At 43.1% G+C, this 20,443-nt stretch carries 19 protein-coding genes; 2 read left to right on the plus strand and 17 right to left on the minus strand.

Annotated features, from left to right (window positions below):
* Positions 1-5: 5 nt before the first annotated feature.
* Together SULKU_RS03610 and SULKU_RS03615 are read right to left on the minus strand one after the other, a co-directional pair.
* Complete coding sequence (locus tag SULKU_RS03610) at positions 6-410, minus strand: hypothetical protein (RefSeq protein ID WP_013459574.1); 405 nt, start codon at positions 408-410, stop codon at positions 6-8.
* Position 411: 1 nt separating this feature from the next.
* A complete protein-coding gene (locus SULKU_RS03615) occupies positions 412-3,030 on the minus strand; it encodes a valine--tRNA ligase (protein ID WP_013459575.1) in 2,619 nt (872 codons plus the stop codon).
* A 99-nt stretch (positions 3,031-3,129) separates the two neighbouring features.
* On the opposite strand from SULKU_RS03615, the gene fliW reads away from it, so the two are divergent.
* Positions 3,130-3,510, plus strand: a complete 381-nt coding sequence (gene fliW / locus SULKU_RS03620; protein ID WP_013459576.1) for a flagellar assembly protein FliW — start codon at positions 3,130-3,132, stop codon at positions 3,508-3,510.
* A 35-nt stretch (positions 3,511-3,545) separates the two neighbouring features.
* On the plus strand, positions 3,546-5,624 hold the full coding sequence (locus SULKU_RS03625) for an ATP-dependent helicase (protein WP_013459577.1): 2,079 nt from the start codon (positions 3,546-3,548) through the stop codon (positions 5,622-5,624).
* 9 nt (positions 5,625-5,633) lie between these two features.
* Here the strand turns inward: SULKU_RS03625 and SULKU_RS03630 are convergent, their stop codons facing one another.
* The 15 genes from SULKU_RS03630 to rplI are packed head-to-tail and all read right to left on the minus strand — an operon-like array spanning position 5,634 to position 20,442.
* A complete protein-coding gene (locus SULKU_RS03630) occupies positions 5,634-6,881 on the minus strand; it encodes a type II secretion system F family protein (RefSeq protein ID WP_013459578.1) in 1,248 nt (415 codons plus the stop codon).
* On the minus strand, positions 6,878-8,614 hold the full coding sequence (locus tag SULKU_RS03635) for a GspE/PulE family protein (protein WP_013459579.1): 1,737 nt from the start codon (positions 8,612-8,614) through the stop codon (positions 6,878-6,880). The genes SULKU_RS03630 and SULKU_RS03635 overlap by 4 nt, the downstream gene beginning before the upstream one ends.
* A 17-nt stretch (positions 8,615-8,631) precedes the next feature.
* Positions 8,632-9,174, minus strand: a complete 543-nt coding sequence (locus SULKU_RS03640; protein ID WP_013459580.1) for a hypothetical protein — start codon at positions 9,172-9,174, stop codon at positions 8,632-8,634.
* Entirely contained in the window at positions 9,171-9,911 is a 741-nt protein-coding gene (locus tag SULKU_RS03645) for a CDC27 family protein (protein ID WP_013459581.1), read from the minus strand. The genes SULKU_RS03640 and SULKU_RS03645 overlap by 4 nt, the downstream gene beginning before the upstream one ends.
* On the minus strand, positions 9,904-10,713 hold the full coding sequence (locus tag SULKU_RS03650; RefSeq protein WP_013459582.1) for an ATP-binding protein: 810 nt from the start codon (positions 10,711-10,713) through the stop codon (positions 9,904-9,906). The genes SULKU_RS03645 and SULKU_RS03650 overlap by 8 nt, the downstream gene beginning before the upstream one ends.
* A 3-nt stretch (positions 10,714-10,716) precedes the next feature.
* Positions 10,717-12,318, minus strand: coding sequence for a pilus (MSHA type) biogenesis protein MshL (mshL, locus tag SULKU_RS03655; protein ID WP_013459583.1), 1,602 nt, complete (start codon positions 12,316-12,318; stop codon positions 10,717-10,719).
* 9 nt (positions 12,319-12,327) lie between these two features.
* Positions 12,328-12,819 carry a hypothetical protein gene (locus SULKU_RS14245; RefSeq protein ID WP_013459584.1) on the minus strand — a complete coding sequence of 164 codons (492 nt, stop codon included), beginning with the start codon at positions 12,817-12,819 and terminating at the stop codon, positions 12,328-12,330.
* Positions 12,816-13,451 (minus strand): hypothetical protein, encoded by a 636-nt coding sequence (locus SULKU_RS03665; protein ID WP_013459585.1) that lies wholly within the window; start codon positions 13,449-13,451, stop codon positions 12,816-12,818. The genes SULKU_RS14245 and SULKU_RS03665 overlap by 4 nt, the downstream gene beginning before the upstream one ends.
* Positions 13,448-14,986, minus strand: a complete 1,539-nt coding sequence (locus tag SULKU_RS03670) for a hypothetical protein (protein WP_013459586.1) — start codon at positions 14,984-14,986, stop codon at positions 13,448-13,450. Before SULKU_RS03670 ends, SULKU_RS03665 begins: the two co-directional genes overlap by 4 nt.
* Before the next feature lie 8 nt (positions 14,987-14,994).
* The gene (locus SULKU_RS03675) at positions 14,995-16,287 is read right to left on the minus strand and encodes a M99 family carboxypeptidase catalytic domain-containing protein (protein ID WP_013459587.1); all 1,293 of its coding nucleotides are present in this window, start codon (positions 16,285-16,287) and stop codon (positions 14,995-14,997) included.
* 3 nt (positions 16,288-16,290) lie between these two features.
* Complete coding sequence (locus SULKU_RS03680) at positions 16,291-17,244, minus strand: L,D-transpeptidase family protein (protein ID WP_013459588.1); 954 nt, start codon at positions 17,242-17,244, stop codon at positions 16,291-16,293.
* Positions 17,238-18,116, minus strand: a complete 879-nt coding sequence (era, locus tag SULKU_RS03685; RefSeq protein ID WP_013459589.1) for a GTPase Era — start codon at positions 18,114-18,116, stop codon at positions 17,238-17,240. Before era ends, SULKU_RS03680 begins: the two co-directional genes overlap by 7 nt.
* A gap of 12 nt (positions 18,117-18,128) precedes the next feature.
* Complete coding sequence (hslU, locus tag SULKU_RS03690) at positions 18,129-19,457, minus strand: ATP-dependent protease ATPase subunit HslU (RefSeq protein WP_013459590.1); 1,329 nt, start codon at positions 19,455-19,457, stop codon at positions 18,129-18,131.
* A 4-nt stretch (positions 19,458-19,461) separates the two neighbouring features.
* Entirely contained in the window at positions 19,462-19,995 is a 534-nt protein-coding gene (gene hslV / locus SULKU_RS03695; RefSeq protein WP_013459591.1) for an ATP-dependent protease subunit HslV, read from the minus strand.
* Complete coding sequence (gene rplI / locus SULKU_RS03700) at positions 19,996-20,442, minus strand: 50S ribosomal protein L9 (protein WP_013459592.1); 447 nt, start codon at positions 20,440-20,442, stop codon at positions 19,996-19,998. It abuts the gene before it with no gap.
* Position 20,443 lies beyond the last annotated feature (1 nt).

The following is a 20,443-nucleotide window of genomic DNA, read 5'->3' on the forward strand; positions in this document are numbered from 1 at the left end:
ATTTTTTACGATAGGAGTTTGATAAACCCGTCCCGTTTGGGGCGGAATCCATTCAGATCAGTAAATGAGAGTCCCCGTTGTTTTCCCCAGACTAAAACACTTTGGCATTTGTGCATTTTGGCATAATCACACAGATAATCGATCATTTCATTACTCAAGTGCTCACATCCGTTGTACGTGACAAAATCATCCACGATCAAATGCCGCCCGAGTTCCAAATTTTCCCGTATACTTACCCCGGCATAAATTTGCAATTCACCTCGCTGATAGGCGCCGATTGGGCGGTAATCTTTGGGATACTGGGAGGTAATGAACGCATCAAATGCTTCGGAGGTGAGTTCCGTGCGCAGGGTTGTGAGGAGGGCAAACCCCTCAACCAACTCTGATGCGGAGAGTTCCCGAAATTGCAAATTAGTTGCCTAACGAGCTGAGTTGGGCATCAATTTTACCGATTTTATCTTCGGCATCGGCAAGTCCGTTGCGGTTTTCAGCAATGACGGATTCCGGAGCATTAGCGACAAAGCGTTCATTGGAGAGCATACCGCGCAGTTTATCGGCCTCTTTTTGAAGTTTTTCGCGCTGTTTGGTGAGGCGCTCGATGATCGGGCTGAGATCAATCGCATCGGTCGGGAGGTAGACTTCGACGGCGTCACCGATATCACTGATGGCATTGTCGATTTTTGATTCGGTAAAGTGTAGGGTTTCCACTTTTGCCAGACGAGAGATAAACGGATCCATCATTGCTTGATCCCCGCCGCATTTGAGATAGGCGAGGTCGATTTTTTGGTTTCCGAGATCGACAAGGGTTTTGGCACGGCGGATCGTGACGATGGCATCCATAATGATCGCAAATTCCGCTTCGATAGCTTCATCCGTCTGGGTGTTGTCAGGGTACGCCATAATCATGATGGAGTTCCCCTCTTCGAGGGATGTTCCTGAGAGCTCATGGTAGAGGTACTCGGTGATGAACGGCATAAACGGATGGAGGAGTTTCATCGACTCTTTAAAGATGCTTCCCAACTCATTGACACTCTCTTTGGACGCTTTGCCAAGCTCGATACCCCAGTCGCAGAACTCATTCCACAAGAAGCGGTAAAGGACCGTTGCCGCATCGTTAAAGCGGTATTCGTCCAAGAACGCTCTCGTCTCTGCCGTCGCGCGGTGGAAACGGCTGAGCATATAGCGACCCAGCGGTGTCGTAATCTCTTGATCTGCCAAATCTTTGAACGTCGGGACATTCATTTGGAGGAATTTGGAAGCATTGAAGAGTTTGTTCGTAAAGTTACGGCTTTGCTCAAGACGATCGTTACTAAGACGGATATCACGCCCCTGCACGGCAAGGACGGCTAACGTGAAACGAAGCGCATCGGCGCTGTATTTTTCAACCATATCGAGAGGATCGATGACGTTCCCTTTGGATTTGGACATTTTTTGACCGTGCTCATCGCGTACCAAAGCGTGGAGGTAGATGTGGTTAAACGGCAGCTCTCCCGTAAAACTTTCTCCCATCATCATCATACGGGCAACCCAGAAGAAGAGGATATCAAACCCGGTGATAAGGAGGGTATTCGGATAAAAACGGGCCATATCTTCACTTTGGAAGAGTTGATCGCCTGCCGTGTCACCGTTCCCCCATCCCAGCGTTGAGAACGGCCAGAGGGCAGAGCTGAACCATGTGTCGAGAACATCGGGGTCTTGGGCAAACGATTTGCTCGAACAATGCGGACATGATGACGGATGCTCTTCCAGACTTGCCCATTCATGGCCGCAGTCGTCGCAGTAAAATACCGGAATACGGTGTCCCCACCAGAGTTGGCGGGAGATACACCAGTCACGCAGATCGCCCATCCATGCGTTATAGCTGTTGATCCAGTGCGGCGGGAAGAATTGGGTCAGTCCCGCATTTGTTTTATCGATCGAGCCGCGTGCCACTTCGCTGCGGACGAACCACTGTTTCGAGATGTAGGGTTCGACGATATTTTTACAGCGGTAGCAATGTCCTACTTGATGGGTATGCTCTTCGATTTTTTCAATAAATCCCGCCTCTTCGAGACGTTTGACGATAACGGCGCGCGCTTCGAGCCGCTCTAACCCCTCAAACTCGCCGGCATGGTGGTTCAAAATCCCTTTTTCATCGAATACGGTGATGAATTCCAGATCGTGACGTTTGCCTACTTCGTAGTCGTTTGTGTCATGTGCCGGGGTGACTTTAACGACACCCGTTCCGAACTCGCGGTCAACGTGGCTGTCCGCGATGATCTTGATGTCGCGGTTGATGAGCGGCAGGGTGACGCTTTTGCCGATGAGATGGAGGTAGCGCTCATCATCAGGGTGAACCATAATCGCCGTATCGCCGAAATAGGTTTCCGGACGGGTCGTTGCGACCACGATATGACCGCTGCCGTCACTGAACGGGTAGCGCATATGGTAGAAGTTGCCTTGGTGCTCTTCGTGTTCCACTTCGATGTCGCTGAGTGCACCGTCGTGGGTACACCAGTTAACCATGTAGTTGCCGCGGACGATCAGGTTTTGGTTATAGAGATGGACAAACGCCTCTTTGACGGACGATTTCAGCCCCTCGTCCATCGTAAAGCGTTCACGGCTCCATGCGGGAGATACTCCGAGTTTGCGGAGTTGTCCAACCATGATTCCGCCGCTTTCCTCTTTCCACGCCCAAACGCGCTCCAAAAACGCTTCGCGTCCGAGTTCCTCTTTGGTTTTTCCCTCGGCAAGGAGCTGTTTTTCAACGACGTTTTGGGTCGCGATCCCCGCATGGTCGGTTCCCGGCTGCCAGAGGGTCATGTATCCGTCCATCCGTTTGTAGCGGACGATGATGTCTTGGAGGGTAAAGGTGAGGGAGTGTCCGATGTGCAGACGTCCGGTGACGTTCGGCGGAGGCATCATGATAGCGAAATGTTTATCCGGCTTTGCGATAGATCGATTCCCGTCGATTTCAAAATAGCCTCGGTTCTCCCAAATGGGATAATAAGTCTCTTCAATATTTTTGGGATCGTAGTGGGTAGTTGACATAACAAGGCCTTGGGTACAAAAAATATCGCGAATTATACCAAAATTCAGAGGAACACAATTTGCTTTGTGTTTATTAATGATTAGTCTAAAAGGATAGTAATGCAATATCAAGTAAAATCGACGATATTAGGGTTTGAGAGCGTTGAGTGTGTCGAGTTGAATGAAATTGATGAATTATTTTCAACGCTTAGAAGTTGTGACGGTTCGGTCAGTTTTACGTTGGTAAACCCGTATGCTTTGCGTGAGTATTCGTTTAATTTACCGATAGCTGTTCGCGTATTACTCGACATTAACGAAGATTCAAAGGTCATGGTATATAATATCGCAGTTATTCAAGACCCGCTCGATGAATCGTGCATTAACTTCCTAGCTCCGCTTATTTTTAATCAAGACAACGCGACTATGGCGCAAGCGGTATTGGATGTGAAAAATCATCCCGGTTTAGGTTTAGCCGAACCGATCAAAAAATTTAAAGCATAATTTAGCTCCTTTTTACAGGGGCTTCAAGGAGCCTCTTGCCACTTTCCCGCCTCAATGACCAGCAATATACGGCCGCAACCGCTCCCTATGGACACAATCTTATTATCGCGTCCGCAGGTACGGGTAAAACCTCTACGATTGTAGGGCGTATAGCCTATCTCATCTCCCAAAACGTGAAACCCGAAGAGATATTGCTTCTGACATTTACCAATAAAGCGGCACAGGAGATGGTAGAGCGGGTAGCGGCATTTTTCGGTCGGGAGATCGCCTCAAAAATCGATGCGGGGACATTTCATGCGGTAAGCTACCGATGGCTCAAACGTAAAGAAGGAAAAGTGGTTCTCAAGCAGCCGCGTGAGCTCAAAACCCTTTTTCGCAGTGTGTATGAAAAACGGACGTTCAGCCATATCGATTGCGCAACTTCAGCGTACGGCGCCAATTATCTCTACGATGTTTACTCTTTTTATCAAAATACCGAACTAGAGACCAATTTTGAAGAGTGGATTTTGACTCGACAGGATGAACATGCCGTCTATGCCGCTATCTATGCCGATATTATCGATGAATTTGAAGCGCTTAAAAAAGAGTACGGCTTTGTCAATTTTAATGATTTATTGCTGCATATGCGTGATTTGGCTAAACAAAGCGATCTGGGATACAAAGAGGTGTTGATTGACGAGTACCAAGATACCAACGCCCTTCAGGGAACGCTGATCAATGCAATGCGCCCCCCTTCGCTGTTTTGTGTCGGGGATTACGATCAGAGTATTTATGCGTTCAATGGTGCCGACATTTCGATAATCGGCTCTTTTACGACCAATTTTCCCGATGCAAAGGTTTATACCCTTAATAAAAACTACCGCTCGACCGTTCCGATCCTCTCGTTGGCCAATACCGTCATCGCCTATAATGAGCGGATCTACCCCAAAGCACTCGAAGTAACGCGTACCCAAGAGGCACAAAGCCCCTCTCTGCTCATTTACGATGAACTGTTCGATCAGTATCACGGCATTGCTCAGAAAATCGGGGATTCCTCTACACCGCGAGAAGAGATAGCGGTCATTTTTAGAAACAACGCTTCGGCAGACGGGATCGAAGCGACGCTGCGCGAGATGGGAATACCGTGTCGTCGCCGCGGAGGGACCAGTTTCTTTGACTCCAAAGAGATTAAAGCGCTTCTGGATATGTATACGTTGCTGGTCAATGAATCGGATATGATGGCTTTTATCCATCTGTTCGATTATGCCAAAGGGGTAGGGAGCGCTATCGCCAAAGAGCTGTTTGTCGCCTTGCAAAAGCTTGGAAAAGGCTCTTTTTTGCGAGGATTATATTCGCCTGACTCAGAAATCACCAATCCGTTTGAAAAGCGGCGTCTTAATCATCAATTGGGATTGTTTGACGATTATGCGGAACTCGGCAGTGCAGGTCGATTTGCAAAGCTCGGGCTGGATCCGAACTTTATGGGAAATCCGATTTTAAAGCATGCGAAACTCTCTAAAGATTCGGCCACTTTTTTGCATGATCTGTTTATCCTTTTCCGTCAATTACGGGACATTAAAGAGCCTAAAGCTGCGGTTCAAAAAATTGCCCTCTCAAGCTTGTACGGCCATGTGATCGAGATGCTTTCAACAAGGCGGGCAACAACGGAGAACGGCTCCATCGATGAGCGTGCCAAGAGCGAATCCCAAGAGAGAATTCGCCGCAAGTGTACACTGCTTTTTGAACTTTCACGCCCTTATAAAGACCATGAACGTTTTTTAAACGCGATGGTTTTGGGTTCTCAGGATCTGACACAGGGTGAGGGAGTGCATTTGCTCAGCATACATGCTTCCAAAGGGCTGGAATATAAGGAAGTATACGTCATTGATTTGATGGACGGGCGGTTCCCGAACCGTAAACTGATGTCCCGTAGCGGAAGTATCGAAGAAGAGCGCCGGCTCTTTTATGTTTCGGTAACTCGGGCAAAAGACCGATTATTTTTGAGCTATGCGAAGTATGACAAAATCAAAAAAACGAATTTCGTCCCTTCCCAATTTTTATTTGAAGCGGGATTGATTCCCAAAGACGAAATGTATGCCGCGTTAGTCGCCAAAGGGTCAAACGAGGAGGCTTAGCCCCTCTTCTTAGCGTCGTCCCTGTACGGCATTCCCCATTTCCCACATCGGCAAGAAAATTCCTAATGCCAGCAAAACAACCATACAGGCAATCAGTAAAAGCATAATCGGTTCAATCGCTTCGGAGAGACCGTCAATGATAGCATCAAACTTCATTTTGTAATACTCCATAACCTTTTGCAGCATGGCATCGAGTTGACCGCTCGATTCTCCGGCAGAGATCATTTGGATAATCATGTTTTCAAACAGTTTGGTTTCTGCAAGGCCGTTGTGGAGAGAACCCCCTTTCTCTACGGTTTGGCGGACGGTTAATAATTTTTCCTGGAGAGGAAGCGAATCGATCATTGCAATGGAAGTTTCGAGCGCTTCTGCAATGGGGATACCGGCACGGACCAATTCTGAAAATACAAGAGTAAAACGGTTTAGCGTAGCATACATGATGATATTTTTGATGAGGTAGGTTCTGAGCAAAAATTGGTGCCACTTGAATCGGAATTCTCGATTATGATTCAGTGTATATCGAAAAACAACAATGAAAAGAAAAATTGCTGCTAACACGTACAATCCATAAGTATTAAACAAATGTTCTAAAAAAAGAAGAATTTTTGTCGGCATAGGAAGCGTGGCTCCGAGCTGTTCAAATATTGTTTTAAATTGAGGAACAACATACGAGATAAGGACGGTAAATGCGATGGCCATAGCGATCATAACGTTTCGGGGATAGGCCATCGCTTTTTTAAATTTGATGATATTGCGTCGGATCTCTTCGAGCATGTCTGCAAGTTTATGCAGCGCTTCAGCCATATTTCCGGTCTTTTCCCCCAGTTCAATCATAGCCAAGGAGAGGTTGCCGAGTTCATAGTGAAAATTATGAGCCGATTGAGAGAGACTTCGCCCGGCATTGATATCCTCCGCCATGGTTCCCAATACCGTTTGCAACGTTTTATCGGTTGTTGCTTCGGCAATCTCTTTTAGTGAATCGTGGATCGAAATTCCGGCATTGGCCATGACGGCAAGTTGTCTAATAGCTGCGATCAAATTGTCTTGTTTGAGTTTCTTTTTTCGTATATTGCTAAAAAGAGACTCTTTGAACCGTCGTAGCTGATCTTCGAGGGGAGGGGAAGATTCGATTACTTTTAAAACCATCCCCGAATATTTTATTTTTGCTAAGTAATGGGCCTCTTTTTTACTTTCGGCATAAAAACCTTGCTCGACCTTTTTCCCTTTCGTAAGGATTGTTGCTGTAAAGTATTTCATCCTTTTGCCACCCTTAATATTTCATCAAACGTTGTTATTCCGTGAACGGCTTTGGTCATTCCGTTTTCAAACATCCCAATAAATCCTTCACGCTTAGCTTCTTTCAAAAGGTCGTCTTTGGAAGCACCGCGAGCGATCATACTGGAAAGCTCTTCCGTAATTGGGAGCACTTCACAAATCATTTCGCGTCCCATATATCCTGAACCGTTGCACTCTTTGCATCCGGCACCTTCATAGAAAACAGTGTTGGGCGGGATGAGGGAACTGTAGTCTTGAAGCAGCGCTTGGGGAATATCGGCCTCTTTTTTACAATGAACACAAATTCGACGTATCAACCGTTGCGCCTGAATCGCAACGAGGGCGCCACTGATAAGATAGGGTTCTATGCCCATATCCGACATACGGGGAATGGCGCTGATGGCATCGTTGGTGTGAAGGGTAGAAATAACCAAGTGTCCTGTAAGGGCTGCTTTGATAGCTATTTCAAGCGTTTCATGGTCTCGAATCTCCCCGATCATGATTTTATCGGGGTCTTGGCGTAGGATGGAACGGAGCGCATCGGCAAAGGAGAGCCCCACTTTGGGATTGACTTGCACCTGTTGGATCAGGTTCATACGGTATTCAACCGGGTCTTCTACGGTAATAACTTTGTCTTCAACATTACGGAGTTCGTTCAATGCCCCATATAGTGTGGTTGTTTTACCGCTTCCGGTCGGACCGGTAACCAAAATAATTCCGAATGGGGATTGCAATCCTTTAATCAGTTTCTGGTAACTTTCTGAGTCCATACCTGAATCTTCGAGTTTTACCAGTGCTTTGGTTTTATCCAAAATACGCATGACGATCGATTCTCCGTAAATAATCGGAAGGGTAGAAAGTCGAAAGTCGAATTCGGCATCCATAACCATTGCCGAGAAGCGGCCGTCTTGGGGTTTACGGCGTTCTGCAATATCTAGATTTGCCAAAAGTTTGATACGCGAAGCCAGCGGGGGATAAATATCCCGGTCAAAAATAAAGATTTCAGCCAATTTCCCGTCGATACGTCCGCGAACCACACAGTTTCTCTCTGTCGGTTCGATATGTATATCACTTGCACGTCCTTTGATACACGCTTTAAGGATGACGTCAATCAGCTGCAAAATAGAAGAGGCTTCCTGCTGCTCTTCAATGGTTCCGATATTACGCAACTCGTTACGGATATTGGTAACGAGCTCTTTGACGCTGTCTTTTAGCTCCATTTTAAACAGATAGGCTTGAATCTGTTTTTCGGTAGCAACGGCTATTTTAAGCGATTTTCGGGGGAAAAGACGTTGGATGGATTCTTGTGCCTCAATATTGAGAGGATCGGCGAATGCGACGACGACATACATATCATCTTGGGAGATGGGGAGGGCATTGTAGCGTTTTAGCTGGAGAGTCGGTATCTTTTCGACAAGGCGGTAATCCATGTCTATGGAATCAAGATCGATAAAGGGGACTTCAATGACTTCTGCCAAATGAGATAGAATTGAAATTTCGTCTAAGAAATGGTAGTTTTTAATAATGGAGAGTTCATATCGCCCAAGGCGGATTTGTTCGACGACGAAACGTTTGATAAAATTAAGGGAGATGGCACCTACCTTGGTGAGTGTTTCCAAAATAGTGTCATCTTTGACTCCTCTGGAAGTGAGGCGATCAATTTGCTGTTGCGAGATATGGCGCTTTTCTAATAAATCATGCGTAATGCGGTCCATAACCTCTTTATCCTTTTCTAATATACATGATGAAGTGTCAATATTTTATCATAGTATTCATCTATCGCTATGCTTTTGTGCCCGTTTGAGACCGATGTGTAGAGTTTATAACTTGATCGGGCATTGGCCGGGTCTCTATACTCTTTAATTAATTGGTTCGGCTGCGGGTCTTTAACATAAAAATCGAATACTCTTGAGAGCAAATAGGAACTGGTCGGAAATTTGACGTTTTTGATTTGTTTATTGTCATAAAGCGCTTGCATAAGAAGTTTTTTCTGCATGAGTATTACCGAAAAATAAGAAGCATTACTGCGGGCCTCTTTTGTCTGATTGAGTTTAATGATCGGTACGGCCAAACGATCGATGAAATCCGCTTTGAGACATGAAAAAGCATACAGCGAAATATAAACTTCATCGTCCGGATAGTTTGCAAGTCCCTGAACTCCGAGGTTACAGGCTTTTAGATAGTTGCCCTGCTGATAAAGGTCGAATAGTTTTTGTTTGGTATCCGCCGATAATGATACGGACAATAATAGGGGTAATAAAACCAGCCATTTCATTTGAAGGTTCCCTGCTCAATGGAATCAAGCAATGAACGAGCCGTGTCGGAGTTGGATTCAGCGATGTAAAGTTTCAACGTTTTTTTAGCTTGATCCATTTTGCCTAGTTTAACTAACGATTTTGAAAAAATGATCCAACTCTCATCCATTTTATTGTTGATATTATTAGTTTTTAAAGCAAAATTGTAGGCATCGTTGTAATTACCCTGAGCATAATAGTAACGGGCTATAAATAACCCGAGATTAGGATCGGATGTCTCTTTGAAACGGCGTATAACGCTCTCAATATCCATTTTTGTCTCATTATACTTAAGCGAAGCGGGTTTATCGTTTTTTGTCGATGAAGAAACCGCTATAGCCTGGATCTGGCCGGAGTCCGGGACATTAAGGACTTTCGGAATCGGTATGGAATTCTGAGTCAATTGTGTTTGTTTAGGAGCGACGGCAACAGGGGCCGAGATTTCAGGTTCAGATGGTTGAAAGGATTGAACGAATTCCATAGAGGGCTCAAGAAGATTGGATGATTCCGAATCATCTGTTTTTTCTAGAGATGAATGTGCTTTTTCTGATGAACTGTTTTGATCCTTGGTTACGAAAGACTCAGATTCTTTTCCATTCAACAAGCTAAGAGCAGTGATGCTTAGTACCAAAAGGAGCAATGCGCTGATGATATAAGGGGCATAACTTTTGATTTTATATTTTAGCCAGCGACGCTCTAATGTGTGAATATCAAGCACGGATAAGTCCTGTATGAATTGCTGCCATTTCGATCCATTTCGGTTTGAGCGTATTGTATTTGACAAGGGTAGGATGGTTCTCTTCATACCAGCAGTAGAGGCTAAAGAGGGCAAATAATAATTTATTGGTCTCTCTGTAGTTTCCTTTGGTCAGAGACGTGATTAAATTCATGTTTTTGTCGTTGAACATATTGGCAACGTCAAAACAGTTTGCTTTTAGCAGCTTTTTCTGTATGTATACTTTCAGCTCTTCGGAGGTTGCGTTTTGGAGTTCGATACTTTCCCAAATACGCGTTTGGAAATGTTCTTTGGCTATGACATCCTCTTTGTCGGTTTTGTGAAGGGTTATGACAAATTTGATAGCCCGCGCATCGGAAATAAGACGGATCTTTTCCATCAATGAGGCACTGTAAAGCTGTGCTTCATCCAGGAGGACGATGGGAACATCCGAGTACGATACCGCTTCGGCAATTTCTAAAAAGCGGGTTAAGGTCATCACTTCGCGCGGTGAGTGTCCGAAAATTCTTTGTGCCAAGACCCGGAGAAAATCGTCTTCATCGACAATCGGAATGTCAAACATCAACACTTTTTGATGTTTGGAGAGATCGTGGTGAAGTTTGTGCAGGAGCATACTTTTACCGGTCCCGGGTTTGCCGAACAAAAGGATCATTTTTAGCGGTTTCTGCACCGAATTCTTAAGCGATTGGTACATATGAGAAACACTATCGATTTGGACGTAGTCTTTAGGGTTGACCACGTCTAAAAACAGATCCCTCGGTTTTGAGAAAAGCGAATTCTCCATCCGTTACTTGCTTTCAGGCTTTGTATCTTCTTCGATTTGTTTTCCGATATGTGTATAGCCTAAATCTCCCAAACTGAGAGAATTCTGCTCTTTTTTAATGATATGCGGTTCGATAATAATGACAATTTCTTCTGTTTTTTTATTTAGCCCTTCTTTTTTAAAAAGGTAGCCCAAAACGGGGATATCCCCCAACAGAGGAACTTTATTGGTATCATTTACGTTTTTGGTATTGATAAGCCCACCCAGAATAACCCGGCTTCCGTCTTGTACGCTGATAACGGATGACATTTGTCGGCGGCTTAAATCGGGCGGCATCGAACGCTGTTCATTGCTTGAATTGATGACACTGGCTGTTTCGGAAATAGAAGGGTTAATTCTAAGGGTAATGCTTCCGTCTTTAGAAATTTCAGGGGTGATATCCAGAAGAACACCGGAAAAAACGGAGCTGACGATTTCATTCTCGGACGTGGTTGTGGATGCGGCGGTCGTCGAAGTTGAGCTTTTGGTTTTATAAAAAAGTTCCGTTCCGGCCGTAATAAGAGCCGGTTGATTGTTGAGCGTTAAGATTTTAGGGTTCGATATGGAGTAAACATCTCCCTGAGTTTTGAGAAATTTAATAACTTCATTTAAGCTGCCTTTTGCACCTAATCTGAAAACACTTGCACCTGTCCGACCTACAGAATCCGTTCCGTATTCGTCGAATGAAGTGCCTGTATTTAAATTTGTTGAAGTAAATTTACCGACATCTTTTGAATTTACATAATCAAAGGTTAAATCAATATTTTGTAAAGCGTAGAGTTGTGACCAATCAATACCGGTTGATGAAGCGTCCGAAAAAATAACACTGTACATTTTAACATCGATCAGTACTTGCGTCTGCATTTTCTTTTGCAGATCATCAAGATAAGTATCCAGCCGTTTCATTTGAGAATTAGTGGCGGTTACGGTAATCAAACCGGCATTTTTATTGATCATCGGAATCGTGGCTTTATAGGTATCTTCCGGTCGGTTAAGGACACTTTCTAGCTCTTTGTCCAATGTTTCCCAGAACTGAACTTCATCGCTGGAGGTAATTTTTATTCCTGATTCGGAAGAAGCTTTTCCACCGGAACCGCTTGCACTACCGGAACCGCTTGCACTACCGGAACCGCTTGCGCTACCGGAACCGGACGACGTGGATGTGGTCGTATTTGAACTGAGTGTGATATTGGCGCTTCCCGTCCCGATTCGTTGAGAAATAATGTAGTCGATGTTGTATGTTTTAGTCGTAAGATAAGATATTTTAAGAACGTTGTTTTGCAACGTATATTGGAGATTGTTTTCTTTGATAATCAGATCAAGAACTTCATTAATCGTTAAATTTTTTAAAAATGTTTTATTCATTTGTTTTGAAAGTATTTTTTCTGCTTCAGAATCAGCGACGATAACACTCATTCCGCATTCATCGCTGAGTTGGTCGATAAAATCGCCGACACTTGTCCCTTTTGCGGAAGAAATATTGAAAAGCTCATAGGTACAATCTGCCTGCAGGGCAGGTGATAGAAGGGCAGCCGTGGCAACGGATAATATAAACGTTCGTGCATGGTGTTTAATAGCAGATGTCATGATACTTTCCTATTGTGTGATGATTTTAATATTGTTATTTTGTTTTGTTAAAAACAAGACGAGCTTCTTATCTTTTTTCCCCGTTAATAAAACAGAATTTGTTTTGATTTCGGCGAGGGTAAAATTGCGTACACTATCCCCGCTCTTATACCATTTTCCGTTTATCAGGACAGATTTATTCATTATAGCCAGGAGTCGTAACGGTTCTTCAACGACTGGAGGTTGGAGTATACTTCCTAGCTTTGGAGGTGCAAGTAGTTTTGAACCGGGCAGTATGATAGGCGTAGTTTTTTTCATTTTCATCGGATCACGCAGCGAATTTATAAATCCTTCCGCTATACCGATGCGGGCAGGTAAAATAGCAAGTACCTGCTCATTGACCCATGCTACTTCCTTATCATCATTCGGCTGAGGAACAACACTCACGGGCGGTGACTCTACTATTACGGAAGCATGGAGGGAGAATATGCTTAAAAACCCTATAAACAAATATTTTTTCATTGTTTTACGATCCCCCATACTGAGATGTTAAGATCAGTTTTTAGCTTTTCATCGGCATTTATTTGAAAAGTATGCAAATCAACGACCAGATAGCTTTGCTCCAGTGCGTTAATAAACTTCAAGGTATTTTTATAAGGTCCCTCAGATGAAATGGAAATATCCAATACATGTCCGAATGAGCTGTTATCGGTTTGAAGCATATTGCCGAATTTGGTTAATTTAACTTTATAATTACGTGCATATCGGGAAACGGAGTCGAGGTAAGCCCCCCAAACTTTTTCGTCATAATACAACGAAGAAATTTGCTCCAACTTCTCTTTAATATAGGCGTTATATTGGACATAAAGCCCGTGCTGGCGTTCGATTTCGACCGTTTCTTGTTCGATTTGAGTGATTTTTTCGGGCGGATTGGCGGATAGGTACTGTTTATCTGCATTGAGATTGTTTTCTACGGCAAGTGCTTTTTCATGCGATACTTTGAAGCTTGCTTCAGAACTTTCCCACAGCAGCAAATAAGAAAAAGCAACTAAAGAAGCAAAAATCATAATAAACAGCATCATTTTATCGCGGTCGCTTTTAGTGGCTAACGATTGGTCTAGAGCATAAAGGGTGTTTTCAACTTGAAATTTCATTTGATGACCGCCTTAAGTTCACTAAGGTAAGACTTTTGCTCTTCATTATAGGAGATAAGTTCCAGATGAAAATTGTATTGGTTCTGTTTGGTATCGGTCAAATGCTTGAGCAAAGCTGTAATGTCCTGGGTATTGGAGGATGTTAATCCAAAAGTGAATGTTTTACTTGCATTAATATCTTCCGAAAATGCGATGGTTTGAAGCTGCACCCGATATTGATTGAAACTTCGGGTAAAGTCGGCCATTATTTTGGCCTTCATCGGATAATTTACTTTTTTGTCATGTATTTTGACTAAAGTGTCTTGCTTTTGTTTATAGGCTGTTTTTTGCTCATCCAATAATACTTGTGCCGCACTTTTATTGGCTAATTTAAGATTTATGAGAGATTCACGATTCGTTTTTTCACTGTGTACCTGCTCATATTCTTTGCTCAAAAGTGCATGGCGGAATTCTTCTATATACGATAATCCCCAGTATACACCGGGATAGAGAATAGCAGCTACCAAAGAACTGGCAGCAACGAGAATGAGTTTGCCGCTGTCTCGCTGAACAAAAGGGGGAGGACGATGAAATATGGTAAAGTTGCACTCATACCGTTCATTGGTTTCGAGCCGCCCGTATAAGTGCATAAGTTGATGTATTTGATCTACTTTTTCACCGTTGGTATTAAAGCCGTAATTAAAATCAAAAGGGGTCGCTTTAATGCCCAAATATGTTTGCGCATATTCATCCAACCCTACAACTTTCCCCGCCCCGGTACCGATATAAATTTCATCAAATTTTTTGATTTCATAGGCTCTTTTGGCATACGTAATGACATCGCTGATATGGAGGAAAATTTCACCGAAGAGTTTAATGAGATTTTTTTGATACTCGGGATTTGACGTATTTAGTCCCTCTTCCGAGAGCATTCTTTCAAATGAGGAGAGATCGATCTGTTCACCTAAAAGTTCACAGAAACGTTCATGTGTCTGTTTTAGTGAAAACTTAAGTGATTTGGCATAAACAAACTCTTGTTCGTTATAGATACACAAAAATGCGTCATTTTCTTGAAAATAGATAAAGCAGTGTACATCTGAAGAATTGATATACTCTTTTACATAAAGAGATTTGAGTAAAAGCGGAATAGGGACAAGTTGGTCGATGTACTTTATCGTGTCAACGACTTTTGTAAACTCTTGCTCGAGCGTCAACGGATCAACAACAAAGACATGAAAGAATCGGTCGCCTTCCGTACTTCTGTGTGTTGCTTCAACATACTTAATGTGGTACTCAACAGCCATATCCAGCGCAAGTTCTTCGTATACTTTATTTTCTAATACGTCATAGATGTCTGTTTCGGGAATATTTTTACTGATGCCGATGAGGGTAGAGATAAATCCTTTGGTATTTAAAAAAGAGAGTGCATATTGCTCTTTAGAAAACGAAGGAGAAGGGGCGCAGCTTATTGTATTAAGGGCACTGATGTAATAATCGCCTTTATACGGATTTGCCGATATGATGGTTGAATAAGTCTGTTGTTTGCTTTTACTCATCCTCTATCCTAATTAAAATGTACAAGAACCATCCCGCAAAAGCGGTTTTTCTGGTAAAACTCTATACGATAACTCTTGTTGGTATTATCAATAGCGTATTTTGAATCTAAATCTTTCAATCCTACCGTCACGTTACTTTCATCCTTTATCCCTTTTTGGGTAAAGCCGATAATATTAACCCGTGTATTAGAATCTTTGTTAATGACCTTAAAATCGGCAGTTGCAAAAAAATCTGTAGCAAACGGCATGTAGTTCGTTTTTCCATCGACTACGATAGAAATCGGCTCTGAACAAATTTCTTTTGTGTGATAACTCGGTATCAGAGTACTTATTTTCTGATTGCCGATAAAAAGATCGTATTGCTCTTTGCTTTTTTGAATGCTCCCTAATGGATGGCTAAACTTAAACTCATTCCCGTCTGATTGTAGCGGAATAAAACTTAAACTGTTTTTTAAATTTTGCAAATCTAAATATATATTATTATTTATTGTTAAGTGTTCATTGTTTTGAAGTAAATGTTGAATTGAAACTATGTTTAAATCAAAAGAGCGCTCATACTCTATACCCATAAGTCTCATATAACATTCAATAGCACGAAGCTGGTAAAAAACTTTATGGTGCAAGGTCGGCAAGTTTTTACTGGTTTCGATGGCAAAGGCGGGCTTGTTGTGTGAAACGGCAAAATAGGTCAACGACTGTCTCATCGCTTCATCGTCAAAACGGGTATTGGTATTGCGCACGTCAAACAGATGATGGTCTTCAATCAAACCGTGATTTAGCTCCTTGCTGACTTTGGATGCTATGTCGTTTAAATTACCGAAAGGGTGATCTTCTTCAAGAGAAACCTGATCGATCACACAGGTCTGTCCCCATGCGTTAGGATTGAAAATAGTATTGAGATGTTCTTTCCGGTAAAAACCGTGTCCGTCGTGAAGATTTAAAATGAGACCGACCTGTTTTTCCGTCATAATTTTTTGGATATCCTGTACGGTTTCAAAATCGGCATCTTTCGGATCGATATCCGAAAACTTTCGATTCATGTCACCGTTGATACCGCGGCTGTTTTGCTGGATACTGGGACGATTGAGATCAGGGACAACCCATAGATTTCCCTGTTTTATTTGATAATATTGCGATAGTATTGCAGCCGCAAAATAGCTGCCCGGTTCATTACCGTGAATCCCTCCGATGACCAGCAATGTCGGAGAATTGAGCGTATCAGTTTCTTTTTTTATGAGTGAAAAAGGGGCAGAATATAGGGAAGCTGCCATTAAAAACAAAAAAATGAAAGAAAAACGCATGGATTATTCTTCCGTTAGAATCGAGATCGTTTGATTGGCATTCAATCGGACTAAAAGCGATTTTTCTCCTTCAGATTTATGACTGTCACTGATGTAGAGCTGATTAAACGTCACCCAAAAAAGATTACGCTTATCACCGGGATAAGGGATAATATTTAAATGATCCATGGCGATGGTTTTGGTCTCTTCTTTGTTGAAAATTCGCTCTTTATAGGCTTTGAATTGGGAAAACCCCATGCCGTCAGAGCGCTTGAAAGAGGGGTCATAGGTTGATAAGTAGGTTTCAATGTCGTTATACGTCCATGCATATTTCCATTGATACAATCCGGCCAAAATAGCTGAATAAGCGGTCGGCTGAATCCCTTGTTTTAAGGACGAATCGATTATTAATAATGTATTGGAAGGATTGATCGTTTGATCAAGCTGAATTAAATCGTTATTATTGATGGCGATACACCCCTTGGTAAAAGGGTCACGTGTGCCGCTTAAAGGGACACCGTGAACCCATATGCCTGTTCCGTTTTTACCGCGGACACGATCATACAAGTTGGGATAAGAGGTGACAAATGCCATCGGCCCGTAAAATGGATCTACCCGTTTTTTTTTCTCGACGAGGGTATAAATACCGATAGGAGTTTTAAGATCTCCGGCAACGCTTTTATCTCCGGCATTTTTTCCGGTGAAAGCACTGTAGCGCTTTTTGAGATAAAACCGTTTTTGAGCATCGGGTGTATAAAGTTCCAATACCCCTTTTTCTTTGCTGCACGCCAATAGCGAAAATGCCCGTTCAAAATAACCGAAACGGAGATCTTTGTTAAAAAGAGACCCTGCCCAATAGGTAGGAGTGTTCATTTGCCGATCCAGCAATTTTTTTCCGCCGCTTTTGTACAGCATAAGAACATCTGATCCTAAAAGGGTTGTCAATGACAGTAAAGAAATAAGGAAAATTTTTACCATTCGTATCCCAAATCACTCAGAAATTTTTTGTCGGTAGTCCACCCTTTTTTGACCGAGACAAATAACTCTAGGTAGACCGGTTTGGAAGCTAAGCGTTCGATTTTTTCACGGGCGTTTTGTCCGATCCGTTTGATCGCCGCTCCCCCTTTACCGATAATTATCCCCTTTTGAGAATCTTTTTCGACTATTATCGTAGCACGTATATGCTCAACGGGCGCATCTTCATCGATTTTATCGATAATGACATCCGATTCATAAGGAATTTCATCGCTGATATTATCAAAAATTGCTTCTCGTATAAACTCTTTATAGATATCGCGCACCATTTCGGTTGTAATGTTTTCGGGGTCATAAAGATAGGGGGACTCATCGAGATGTTTGACGATAGTATCGAGCAAATCTTTTTTTCCGACGTTTTTATTGACAGACATCGGAATGAGTGCCAGAAAGTGGTCACTGAAACGGTTATATTCACCGATTTTTTTGAGTAAATCAGCTTGAGAAATTTGATCAATTTTACTTAAAACGATAATATGTTTGCGTTTATCGGCGTTGATTTCCAAAAATTTCTCATAATGGATTGTTTTGTCCGATGCGGGAGCGAGATAAACGACAAGGTCACAATCTCCGATCGCTTTTAGCGCCTCTTCGAGCATATATTGATTCAGTAATTTTTCGGCCTGGTGTAATCCGGGGGTATCGACAAAGATGATTTGATCATCATTATGCATGACGATCGCATTGGAACGCTTTCGGGTCGCATTGGCTTTCTGGCTGACAAGGGCGATTTTTTCACCCAGTATCCAGTTCATAAGGGTACTTTTCCCTGCATTTGGCCGTCCGACGAGAGCGACAAATCCTGCTTTATTCATAATTAATTGCCTTTAGAGGATATAACGTGCGAGGTCTTCATCCTCAACAAGTGGTAGAAGGATGGTATTTACCATCGCTTCGGTGACCGTAACGGCACTATTTTTGTGTAAATGGGCGTTAAAACTGATATCTTCCAATACTTTTTCAACAACGGTATGAAGCCGTCTGGCTCCTATATCTTCCGTTTTTTCGTTGGCTCTTTGGGCGTAGCGCGCCATAGCGCGTATAGCGGCTTCATCGAAAGATAGCTGCATCTCTTCTGTTGCCAGCAATGCTTTGTATTGTTCCAGAAGCGAGTTTTTTGGTTTGGTGAGAATCAAATAGAGGGCATCTTCGTTAAGTGGTTCGAGTTCGACACGAAGCGGAAAACGCCCTTGCAATTCCGGGATAAGATCGCTCGGCTTGGTCAGATGAAAGGCACCTGCGGCGATGAAGAGGATATGATCGGTTTTGATAGAGCCGAATTTTGTTGAGACGATACTCCCCTCGACAATCGGAAGCAAATCTCGTTGAACCCCCTCTTTGCTAGGGTCATTTCGTCCGTCACTTCGTGAATTAACCGCAATCTTATCGATTTCGTCAAGGAATATGATTCCTCCCTCTTCGGTACGTTTCAGCGCTTCACGTTTTATCTGGTCATGGTTGAGCAGCTTTTCAGAAGCTTCTTGACGAAGAATCTCTTTTGCTTCTGCAACAGAGACCTCTTTTTTATTCTCCTCTTTTCCTATGACAGAAAACATTTTGGAAAATGATTCTTGTACACGGGCAATTTCGGGGGGCATGTTGGTATCATTAAATTCAATCCCTCCCGTGGAAAGTTCGATTTCAACTAGTCGATCATCCATCCCGCCGTTACGGATTTTTTTGCTCAGCTCCGACTTTGAAATTTCATGTCTGGCTTTTTCTTCTTCTGTTGGAAAATGAGGAACTTCCGGATGTAGTTTATGGGTTAGAATATCGACAATATAGTGTTCAATCGCCTCTTTATTGTTTTCATTATGTTCGGCTTTCACCATAGAATACGAGGTCATGACCAAATCCCGAACCATCGATTCGACATCCCGGCCGACAAAACCTACTTCGGTATACTTGCTCGCTTCTACCTTAATAAACGGCAATTGCATTAATTTTGCAAGGCGGCGGGCGATTTCCGTTTTACCCACACCGGTAGAACCGATCATCAAAATATTTTTCGGCATAATTTCATCTTGCAAGGGCGGATCAAGGCGAAGACGCCGATAGCGGGTACGCAGAGCTAATGCTATTGTTTTTTTGGCATTGTTTTGCCCGATGATATGTTGATCCAAATAATCGACAATCTCTTGTGGTATCATATTCATCCGTTTATCCGAGGCTTAGTGTTTTGATATTGTGATTCGTGTAGATACATAAATCTGCGGCAACGGCAAGGCTCTCTTTGACCAGCGTCTCTTCATCCAAAGTTGTATGTTTTTTGAGTGCTCGTGCGGCGGAAATTGCATAGCTTCCGCCACTTCCGATAGCGGCGATTTCACCGTCTTCCGGTTCGACGACATCCCCGTTTCCGGTAAGGATAAAAATATGTTTTTGATTGAGAACAATCATCATCGCTTCCAAACGGCGCAGGACTTTGTCTTTTCGCCATGCTTTTGAAAAATCGATAACCGCTTTGATAAGTTCGCCTTTGCGTTGAGTCAAATGCTCTTCGAACATATCAAAAAGGTTAAATGCATCGGCTGTTGAACCTGCGAAACCGGCCAAGACCTCTCCGTTATAGAGAGTTCTGATTTTGGTTGCGTTGTTTTTGAGAACGGTTTGCCCGAATGTTACCTGACCATCTCCACCGATAACGGCTTTATTCTTCCCTTTGAAAGCGAGTATGGTCGTAGCATCGAACATTTATTCCCCTTTAATTTCTAAATGGAGAGTGGCGTGGATACCGTGGCCGAGTTTAAGATCAAGATCATGCATACCGGTCGTTTTGATACCGTGTTTCGCATCGAGCTCTTTCTTATCGATTTCAATATTATGCTGTGCTTTTAACGCATCGGCAATCTCGTCTTTGGTTACGGCACCGAAAAGATGACCTGTATTTCCGAGTTTTTTGGTAATAACGACTTTAATATCGGCAAGCTGTGCTTTGATCGCATTAAGCCGCTCTATTTCAGCAGCTTCGTTGGCCGCTTTTTTCTTTTGTTCCGACTCGTATTTCTTTAAAACTTCGTTGGTTGCGGCAAGGGCAAGCCCCTTACCGATCAAAAAGTTTTTACCGTATCCGTCGGCGACGTCTTTGATTTCACCGGCTTTGCCGACACCTTTGACATCTTTTGTCAATAATACTTTCATT

The organism is Sulfuricurvum kujiense DSM 16994 (genome assembly GCF_000183725.1).
Classification (GTDB): Bacteria; Campylobacterota; Campylobacteria; order Campylobacterales; family Sulfurimonadaceae; genus Sulfuricurvum; species Sulfuricurvum kujiense.

Coding starts and splice junctions, on each gene's coding strand:
- SULKU_RS03675 (WP_013459587.1), bottom strand. CDS start 16,287: ATGCGTTTTTCTTTCATTTTTTTGTTTTTAATGGCAGCTTCCCTATAT.
- hslV (WP_013459591.1), bottom strand. CDS start 19,995: ATGTTCGATGCTACGACCATACTCGCTTTCAAAGGGAAGAATAAAGCC.
- SULKU_RS03665 (WP_013459585.1), bottom strand. CDS start 13,451: ATGAAATTTCAAGTTGAAAACACCCTTTATGCTCTAGACCAATCGTTA.
- SULKU_RS03670 (WP_013459586.1), bottom strand. CDS start 14,986: ATGAGTAAAAGCAAACAACAGACTTATTCAACCATCATATCGGCAAAT.
- SULKU_RS03635 (WP_013459579.1), bottom strand. CDS start 8,614: ATGGACCGCATTACGCATGATTTATTAGAAAAGCGCCATATCTCGCAA.
- SULKU_RS03630 (WP_013459578.1), bottom strand. CDS start 6,881: ATGAAATACTTTACAGCAACAATCCTTACGAAAGGGAAAAAGGTCGAG.
- SULKU_RS03615 (WP_013459575.1), bottom strand. CDS start 3,030: ATGTCAACTACCCACTACGATCCCAAAAATATTGAAGAGACTTATTAT.
- era (WP_013459589.1), bottom strand. CDS start 18,116: ATGAATAAAGCAGGATTTGTCGCTCTCGTCGGACGGCCAAATGCAGGG.
- SULKU_RS03650 (WP_013459582.1), bottom strand. CDS start 10,713: ATGGAGAATTCGCTTTTCTCAAAACCGAGGGATCTGTTTTTAGACGTG.
- SULKU_RS03640 (WP_013459580.1), bottom strand. CDS start 9,174: ATGAAATGGCTGGTTTTATTACCCCTATTATTGTCCGTATCATTATCG.
- SULKU_RS14245 (WP_013459584.1), bottom strand. CDS start 12,819: ATGAAAAAATATTTGTTTATAGGGTTTTTAAGCATATTCTCCCTCCAT.
- hslU (WP_013459590.1), bottom strand. CDS start 19,457: ATGAATATGATACCACAAGAGATTGTCGATTATTTGGATCAACATATC.
- fliW (WP_013459576.1), top strand. CDS start 3,130: ATGCAATATCAAGTAAAATCGACGATATTAGGGTTTGAGAGCGTTGAG.
- mshL (WP_013459583.1), bottom strand. CDS start 12,318: ATGACATCTGCTATTAAACACCATGCACGAACGTTTATATTATCCGTT.
- rplI (WP_013459592.1), bottom strand. CDS start 20,442: ATGAAAGTATTATTGACAAAAGATGTCAAAGGTGTCGGCAAAGCCGGT.
- SULKU_RS03680 (WP_013459588.1), bottom strand. CDS start 17,244: ATGGTAAAAATTTTCCTTATTTCTTTACTGTCATTGACAACCCTTTTA.